The 2,604-nt window shown below is 33.8% G+C and carries 3 protein-coding genes; all 3 read right to left on the bottom strand.

Features of this window, described 5'->3' with window-relative positions:
* Positions 1-116: 116 nt before the first annotated feature.
* Positions 117-929 carry a hypothetical protein gene (locus CFE23_RS16495; protein ID WP_291090531.1) on the bottom strand — a complete coding sequence of 271 codons (813 nt, stop codon included), beginning with the start codon at positions 927-929 and terminating at the stop codon, positions 117-119.
* A gap of 167 nt (positions 930-1,096) precedes the next feature.
* On the bottom strand, positions 1,097-1,654 hold the full coding sequence (locus CFE23_RS16490) for a hypothetical protein (protein WP_291090529.1): 558 nt from the start codon (positions 1,652-1,654) through the stop codon (positions 1,097-1,099).
* Between the two features lie 177 nt (positions 1,655-1,831).
* A complete protein-coding gene (locus CFE23_RS16485) occupies positions 1,832-2,377 on the bottom strand; it encodes a hypothetical protein (protein ID WP_291090527.1) in 546 nt (181 codons plus the stop codon).
* Positions 2,378-2,604: the final 227 nt, after the last annotated feature.

Genomic DNA, 2,604 nt, shown 5'->3' with positions numbered 1-2,604 from the left:
CAGTTGCGGCAATTGGAACTGAGTATTCTCGGCTGGACAAAACGAAGTTATGGAAAAAAGAAGTTCATTTTACAAGGTAAGCAGCAATTGCGTGAAACCGCTGTTAGCTGACGTGTTTATTTCCAATCATTCCAACCTGCTTCTCCAGAATCGAGAAAATCTTGGCGTAATTCTAAATTCTTTAGTTCTTCGGGGTAATTTAATAACATCATCTTTCCGATTAAAGCTTGAATCAAAGTTACAAATTCGTAAACATACAATGTTGATTCTGGATTATCTTCGGAATAAAGTATTGTCATTCCTAAACCGTGTGTAAAAGTAGAAAAATGATTCTGAATTGCTTTTGAGAAATGCTCAGGAATTTTTGAAATGTTATATAGTTCTTGCCAACTATATACATTTTTTTTGGCTGGATGTGAGCTTACAAACTTCCAATTTGAGTTCTCTAAATCTTTTTCGTTCGCAATGTCATTTAGTTTATTTTCGAAAATGAATTCTTTTAGTTTTATAACTACGTTTTGATCATGAGAGTTAGAAATTTCGTTATTTTTTAGAATTTCCTCTGACATTTCACTGAAATTTGATGAGAAATCCTGAATTGTATTTATTCTACTTTGTAAGGAATCAATTAAGTATAAATAATATCTCAACAGTTGCTCCTTTCTTGATGAGTGGGTACTCAGTAAGTAGAGGATTGAATAGTGGTCGATAATCATTCTCCCCAGCGAAAGAGTAATTTGTTGAGAACTAACTTCTGAAGTTTCATACATGAATCTTAAATTGATAACCAACTTACGGAAGATTTTAAATATTCCAATTTTATGGTTATACAAATTATTACTATCTAAATATAGTTCAGAAAGCGTATCGTTTATTTTTTCAAGTTCAATGAGGCAGATTTGAAATCTTCTGTGCGTATTTTGTTCCATGGTTTCTTGAGTCTGTCAAAACATGTCAGCTAACGTCCGGCGGCTTCACGTCAGTTGCGGCTTTTGGAACTGAGTATTCTCGGCGTGGACAAAACGAAGTTATGGAAAAAGCGGTTACATTTTACACGAAAAGTAGCAATTGCGTGAAACCGCTGTTACCTGCAGCATCAATTTTTACTTCCCCGTAATCCATCAAAACATTTGGTGTACATAATCCTTAATTGACTGGTATCTATTTCCCAAGGTACACCGCAGTCAAAATAAATTGGGTATTTGCAACTTTCATCTAAATATGACATTGCTTTTTCGAAGTTCTTTTTTTCAATCTCGATTTCTGCCAATGCTCTAAAGGCTCTATGTTTATAGGCCGTTTTCTTCGTATTGAAGTTAACCACTTTTAGAAAAATTTCGTAAGCCAAATTTGTATCTAAATATGAGTATGTAATTTGAGCTTTATTATACAACGCGTCAAAAACTAATTCTGAGTTTGGAAATTGAGTAATCAATTGATCATAATAAACTAATGATTTAAGAGATTCTGTTTTAATTATTTCATTAACCTGCTTTTCAGTTTCAGCATCGTAATACGTATTTATACTATCTAAAAGTTTGTAATAAGAATCACTCTGAGCTTTGTGTAGTAAAACCTCAGGCGTATTTATTGTGTCGTTCTGAGCAGAAACAAAAGTCGAGAATAGCATTAAAACTGATGACAGGAAACTCATGATATTGGTCGTTTCGTTGAGTTCGGCGAGCGAATTGCTGCTAACGTCCGGCGGCTTCACGTCAGTTGCGGCATTTGGAACTGAGTACTCTCGGCTGGACAGAACGAAGTTATGGAAAAAAGAAGTTCATTGTACACGGAAAGCAGCAATTGCGTGAAACCGCTGTTAACTGCCGTTTCATTTGAATCTAATTATAACTCTTGTTCTTTCAGGTTCATCATGTGACAGAATGAAATGGAAAATATTAATTGAATCATTTTCCCAAGTTGTCATTTTTTGTTTCCATCCAGGATGAACTTCACTTTTATGTTTCGCCTGATTTTTAAAATATTGATTAAAATATTCCTCATTATATTTATAAAGTTCTGAAATCGAATCTCCATCTTTCATCGTATTCCAAGCATACTCAACTAATCTTACAATGCTATCTTTTTCTGTAAAAAAGTATGAAACAACCGTATTCATATTTTCATTTTTTCTCAGATAAAGTAGTGGCTGAGCAAATTTGTATTTTTTTGAATTTGGAAAATAACTATCAGATAAATTTATATCGAATGGTTTGTATATTCTTATTCCAGATTGCTGTAGTTCTAATGAATCTATTGTACGAATATTTGGTCTGATTAAAGTGTATGAAAAATTATATTTTGTAATATAAATATGTTTAGCAGGTTTCTGACAAGCTATACATATTACGATTAAAAGATAAACGTATATTTTCATGATGTTTTGATTCGTTCAGGTCGGCGAAGAAATGGCAGTTAACGTCCGGCGGCTTCACGTCAGTTGCGGCATTTGGAACTGAGTATTCTCGGCGTGGACAAAACGAAGTTATGGAAAAAAGAAGTTCATTTTACAAGGGAAGCAGCAATTGCGTGAAACCGCTGTTGTGCGCTGTTTTAATTCTTGAGGGAATTCCATTCTTTCCAAAATGTCAGATAACCATTCCT

Origin of the sequence: Flavobacterium sp. BFFFF1 (assembly GCF_002256285.1) — a bacterium.
Classification (GTDB): Bacteria; Bacteroidota; Bacteroidia; order Flavobacteriales; family Flavobacteriaceae; genus Flavobacterium.
The sequence above is the reverse complement of the archived record's forward strand: the minus strand, read 5'-3'. Positions and strand labels throughout refer to the sequence as shown.

What these genes read in the sequence shown, in the direction of transcription:
- CFE23_RS16495 (WP_291090531.1), bottom strand. Translation starts at nt 929, where the DNA reads ATGGAACAAAATACGCACAGAAGATTTCAAATCTGCCTCATTGAACTT.
- CFE23_RS16485 (WP_291090527.1), bottom strand. Translation starts at nt 2,377, where the DNA reads ATGAAAATATACGTTTATCTTTTAATCGTAATATGTATAGCTTGTCAG.
- CFE23_RS16490 (WP_291090529.1), bottom strand. Translation starts at nt 1,654, where the DNA reads ATGAGTTTCCTGTCATCAGTTTTAATGCTATTCTCGACTTTTGTTTCT.